Here is a 5,234-nt window from a genome sequence, read left to right on the forward strand (position 1 = left end):
GGTCGGGACGACACGATTTGAACATGCGACCCCCTGGTCCCAAACCAGGTGCTCTACCAAGCTGAGCTACGTCCCGAAGTGTAAATGAATTGCGTCTAATGTTGGGAAAATGGCGCGGCCTAAGAGATTCGAACTCCTGGCCTTTTGATTCGTAGTCAAACGCTCTATCCAGCTGAGCTAAGGCCGCACAATTTATGGAGCGGAAGACGGGAATCGAACCCGCGACCCTCGCCTTGGCAAGGCGATGCTCTACCGCTGAGCCACTTCCGCATGTATTTCTGTCGGCCGTTCGTTTCGTTTATCATCGCGGCGACAAGTAATAATATATCACCCCTGAAAACAAAAAGCAACTGTTTTTTGAAAAAAGTTTTAAATTATTTTAAATCCCTTAAAATGCATTGTTCTAAAATGGCTGCAAAGCCTTATATGGCGCGGAAGTATGTGCTTTTAGACTTCATAAATCCAATCATAAAAATCAGTCTACATGACGTTGCATCTTACTCCGTTTACTCCTTCCGATTGTTCAGCTCTAATGGATAACATTTTAATAACGAATATAATTGGTTCACTTCCCTACCACTTGCTTCTAAGCTCAATATAATACACATGGCTTATCTAAAAGAACAAAAAACCGCATTTCCAAAGGAAACGCGGTTTACGGCATTCATATTAGTTACTATGCTCCAGCAGCAGCCAATGGTCTCTCTGACTGTGCACGATTAATCAATGCCACTTTATCAGCAGCAGGCTGGCCGGCTAGTGCATATGGCAAGCAAAGAGGAACGCCTGTACGCGGATCAGGCACGATATCTGCCTCAATGTTAAACACTTCGCGCATAATATCCGGTGTCATAACTTCTGCAGGCGTACCTTCGCCTACAACGACACCCGTTTTAATTGCGATCATATGATGAGCGTAACGTGTCGCGTGATTCAAATCATGAACGACCATGACTACTGTGCGATTATTAGCTGCGTTCAGCTTTTGAAGCAAGTGAAGTACCTCAAGCTGATGGGCCATATCTAGAAAAGTTGTAGGCTCGTCAAGGAATAAAATATCAGTTTCCTGAGCAAGAGACATTGCAATCCATGCACGCTGACGTTGTCCACCTGATAGATGATCGACCGGACGATCGGCAAAATCAGTCATACCTGTCGCTTCGATTGCCCACTGTACGATACTGCGGTCATCCTTAGTCATCGATCCAAAACCCTTCTGGTATGGAAAACGACCATAAGAGACAAGCTCAGCTACTGTGAGTCCGTCCGGAGCGGTTGGATTTTGCGGCAAAATTGCCAATTGCTTCGCTACTTCCTTCGTCGATTGCTTGTGAATGGACTTCCCGTCCAGAAGTACACTGCCCTTCGAGGGATTCATAATACGGGCCATTGTTTTCAAAATCGTTGATTTACCAGAGCCGTTAGCTCCTACTAGCGCCGTGATTTTCCCTTGAGGTATAGCAATGTTTAAATTCTCAACGATTAGACGGTCATCATAAGCAATATCAAGACTAGAGGTCGTTAAACGAATCATTGAACATGCACGCTCCTTCCGCTGCCTGAGGCAGACACCTTATCATTTTATATTTATATTTCAATAAGTAACGAATATTGATAACGATTATCATTTATTTTCTAATGATAATGTTTCTCATAAAAAAAGTCAATGATAATATAAATAGCAATTATTCATATCGATAAAAATAGAGCCCTATCTAAATAGAAAAGCCGCCCAACAGGTTGGGACGGCTAGCTTTTATCATTTTACATACGTTACCACTTTAGCTTCGTGCCAAATACAAGACCATTGCTTATTAGTCTTCCAGGCGTGGTAATGAGTTTTCCTTGCGCGTACATGCCAGAGGATGCTCCTCCGTCCAAATTCATCGCCTGCTCAGCGCCAAGCTGAATCATGATTTGACTCCACTGTTTTATCGTTGCTTTGGAGACAGTAGCTATGACAACAGTCCCGTCCTTTTTGACAAGAATGCCGCTTCTGCCAGCTGCATCGGTCAATATTTTGGAGCTGCTAAACCCTTCCCCAGCTGGATTAACTGCCGGTTTCCCATCCTTCACTAGTCTTGGTCCTGCACCAATGGCGGTATGAACGCGAGACCAAGCAATCGGACTTTTCGAGAGGTTGGTCATTTCGATCTTATAATCAACCTTCGTCCCCACCTTAAAGCGTGAGGCTAGCTTCTCCTCAGAACCTGTATAAACGAGAACATATCCATCTGCTGGAATGCTGACATTCTCTTTTTTGCTTATTTTAGTCACGACACCCTTACTGACCGTTACTGAGGTGCCTTGTGCAAATCCAAGCTTAGCACCACGCTTTGGCGTGAACATGATAGCTGACGATGCGCCTGCTGCAGGTGTTCGATTTATAAAATACGCATACCAGTTGTTAGGCGACTTAAAAGAACCGTCTGTTCCACCTAAAATTTTGACGCGCAGCGTATCCATAACTACATTGCCGTCCCATGTAAAACCAATCGCTGTCCCTGTATTGCCTATATGCTCCACATTGCCATCTACAATTACCGTTCCATATGGCTCCGGAATGCCGCCATAAGCCTCAAAATAGGTTCCGTTAATCGCTGCGTCTGCACGGTAATCTTTAGCAATCAATTGAAGCGACTGAACGACGCCTATCTTACGGCTTGCCAGGCCTGCAGTAACCGGCATTCCCTTTGGAATGGTAACGGTTTGAACCGTAAACGACTGGCCTGCTGCAACAACCTTCTTGGATTCATGCTTCACCTTTAGATTCAAGGTAGAGGCGGTAACCTGAATAGGAAGTTTCAGCTGGCCTTTGTAGCCGCTAGCTGTAACATCGACATAAAGATTAGCTGATCCGGCTGAAACCGGGGTTACCACGCTTTTCTCATTGATGCGAACGATCGCTGGATTGTCGGAGCGATAGCTGACAGCGACTGGATCGGACAGCTTCAGCTTGTCCGTGAGCAGGAGCCGTGTATCCAGCGGCAGCTTAACCGCCGCCGCTGCTGCATAGGTGATCGCAACGGTGCGAACTGGCCCCGCAGCGATTAATGTACTTGCGGACGCATATACCAAGCGTCCGCTGCCCTGCGGCGCCACACCGCTCGCGGGAACCGCGGTGTGACCGCCGTAGGTGTACAAGATCGACCCGGCAGAGCCGTCGATCGCGTACACAGCGCCGGAACGGCCGCCGGCCAGCACCGTGCCGGCGCCAAGATCCGGCGCAAGCGCCGCGGGGCCGAAGCCGCCCGCCCCGCTGGCGCTAATGCGCCATAGTTCCGCCCCGTCTGCGAGGCGGAACGCAGCTACGCCGTTGCCGCTGCGCTCCGCGGCAACGACAGTACCTTTGTCTCCGGGCACGAGCACCGGAGACGTCCAACCGCCTGCGGGCGCTGCCGCAAGCTCGCGAGTGAAGCGGACTTTACCGTCCTCTTCATACGCAGCGATAGCTTTGCCCGCAAGCAGCATGACGCCGCCGCTCACGTCGCCTGCGATCAGCTTCGCCCCAAGCAGCGTCTGCTCAAGCGACGCTTCCCATACAACTGCATTGCCGCGCACGGCATACAACACGCCATTGCTGCCCAGTACATAGACGCCGCGCTTACCTGCGGCCAGTTCCTTAACCGAGACGCCCTCTGGCAGCAGAGCAACCTCCTGCTCTCCCTCACTGCTCAGAGATAAAACAGCATGCTGATATGCGAAATAAGGAGTACCTTCCCCATCCGTCACCATGCCAGATGGCTCTAATTGTTCCTTTTTCCCTTTAAAATAATAAATACCTTTCTGACCGCCATTGCCACCTTCATCGTATTGATAAAGCCTAGCACCAGTTCCTGCAGTAAATATTTGTCCTTTTCCATTTACGGCTGGAGCAGATAATTTCGAATATGTGTTTACTCTTTTTAACTCTTTTCCGCCATTATCTAATAGGGATAACCATCCATTATTCGTTACTACCAGCAGCTTTCCACTCGGCATAACAATCGGAGGATATAAAGTACCCTCTGCTTTGTATCGCCAGTATTCGATTTCTGCTTTGCTGGCAGAAGAACCCTTCGCATTAGAAGCAACCGTTTTTGTCTCATTCGTCGACTCTGCTGCAGAAACGGAGGAACTCCCATAGGCTCCCTTACCACCTAATGATTCACTTCCTCTGTAGCTCACATTCAACACTATAATAAGCAGAATAGCTACTACTCTAACAAGCCATTTTTTCATCTTTTGCTGCATATGACTGATCTCCTTCTCCTTCTTATATGTAGATTCCAGCTAGTCCCAATGAACTATATCGACAGGTTTATTCTAAAAATGAAGGGATTATATGGATAAAATAACCCTCAAATTCTATTGAGTAATAAGTTGGCATCCTGTAAGTCTCTATGTTACGATCACAAAAACCAAGTATACAAATCTACTAATGGTATTACTATTTCTTCATATGAAACACTAATCCCATTTACTATTTATCCTCACAACGATTAACCTTGTACATTTTTAACCCCATACAATTGAGCAGGATCACCTTGTTTCCGAGGTAGATCAAGTTTTGTCCAAGCTGTACTTAATAAGCATAAAATGGAGGATTAATATCAATATGCAAACCACTAGATGCAAGCTGGACCCATTACAACAATCAGATTTCAAATACATGCAAAGGATATATTCGAGTGATGAGGTTAGAAAATACTTAGGCGGAGCTGTACCAGAGGAATATCATCTAAATAAGTTTCTAGATGCTTTAGAGCGCTCTTCAACGAAGGAGTCATATATTTGGACGGTTAGACTAAAAGAAAACAATGATTTTATTGGGGTTGTTTCCTTAGATAATCACATAGATGGAAGGTTTAAAGAAATCAGCTATGAATTTCTTCCGCAAAGCTGGGGTAGTGGCTACGCAACCGAGGTAGTCGGTCAATTATTAATGTACGCAATTCATGAATTAAAGTTAGGCAAAGTAATCGCTGAGACACAAACAGCAAATACTGCCTCCTGCAGGCTCCTTGAGAAGGTAGGCATGCGATTAGAGAATAAGCTGCAAAGATATGGTGCTGAACAAGCGCTATACAGCTTTAATGATCATTCGGAGCTTTTCGATTAATACTACACATATATAAACAGCAAAAAACCCTTGTTCGCCAAGGGTTTCTTCATGGTATGGTGCGCGTAGAGGGACTTGAACCCCCACGGTCGCCCGCTAGATCCTAAGTCTAGTGCGTCTGCCAATTCCGCCA

Annotated in this window: 3 protein-coding genes and 3 tRNA genes; 1 reads left to right on the top strand and 5 read right to left on the bottom strand. The window is 46.4% G+C overall.

The window, feature by feature from the left end:
- Nucleotides 1–2: 2 nt before the first annotated feature.
- The 5 genes from BK120_RS34100 to BK120_RS34120 form a co-directional block, all read right to left on the bottom strand.
- A tRNA-Pro gene (locus BK120_RS34100) sits at nt 3–76 on the bottom strand.
- A gap of 34 nt (nt 77–110) precedes the next feature.
- Nucleotides 111–187 (bottom strand) — tRNA-Arg (locus BK120_RS34105).
- Between the two features lie 8 nt (nt 188–195).
- A tRNA-Gly gene (locus tag BK120_RS34110) sits at nt 196–270 on the bottom strand.
- A 406-nt stretch (nt 271–676) separates the two neighbouring features.
- Nucleotides 677–1,534 carry an ABC transporter ATP-binding protein gene (locus BK120_RS34115; RefSeq protein ID WP_076271911.1) on the bottom strand — a complete coding sequence of 286 codons (858 nt, stop codon included), beginning with the start codon at nt 1,532–1,534 and terminating at the stop codon, nt 677–679.
- A gap of 239 nt (nt 1,535–1,773) precedes the next feature.
- Nucleotides 1,774–4,233, bottom strand: a complete 2,460-nt coding sequence (locus BK120_RS34120) for a phosphodiester glycosidase family protein (RefSeq protein WP_076271912.1) — start codon at nt 4,231–4,233, stop codon at nt 1,774–1,776.
- Between the two features lie 364 nt (nt 4,234–4,597).
- Here BK120_RS34120 and BK120_RS34125 point away from each other — a divergent pair, with 364 nt between their 5' ends.
- Nucleotides 4,598–5,101, top strand: coding sequence for a GNAT family N-acetyltransferase (locus tag BK120_RS34125; protein ID WP_076271913.1), 504 nt, complete (start codon nt 4,598–4,600; stop codon nt 5,099–5,101).
- Nucleotides 5,102–5,234 lie beyond the last annotated feature (133 nt).

Origin of the sequence: Paenibacillus sp. FSL A5-0031, assembly GCF_001956295.1 — a bacterium.
In the GTDB taxonomy this organism is placed as follows: Bacteria; Bacillota; Bacilli; order Paenibacillales; family Paenibacillaceae; genus Pristimantibacillus.

Excerpts from the sequence above, each read along its gene's own strand:
- BK120_RS34120 (WP_076271912.1), bottom strand. The coding sequence starts at position 4,233 with ATGCAGCAAAAGATGAAAAAATGGCTTGTTAGAGTAGTAGCTATTCTG.
- BK120_RS34125 (WP_076271913.1), top strand. The coding sequence starts at position 4,598 with ATGCAAACCACTAGATGCAAGCTGGACCCATTACAACAATCAGATTTC.
- BK120_RS34115 (WP_076271911.1), bottom strand. The coding sequence starts at position 1,534 with ATGATTCGTTTAACGACCTCTAGTCTTGATATTGCTTATGATGACCGT.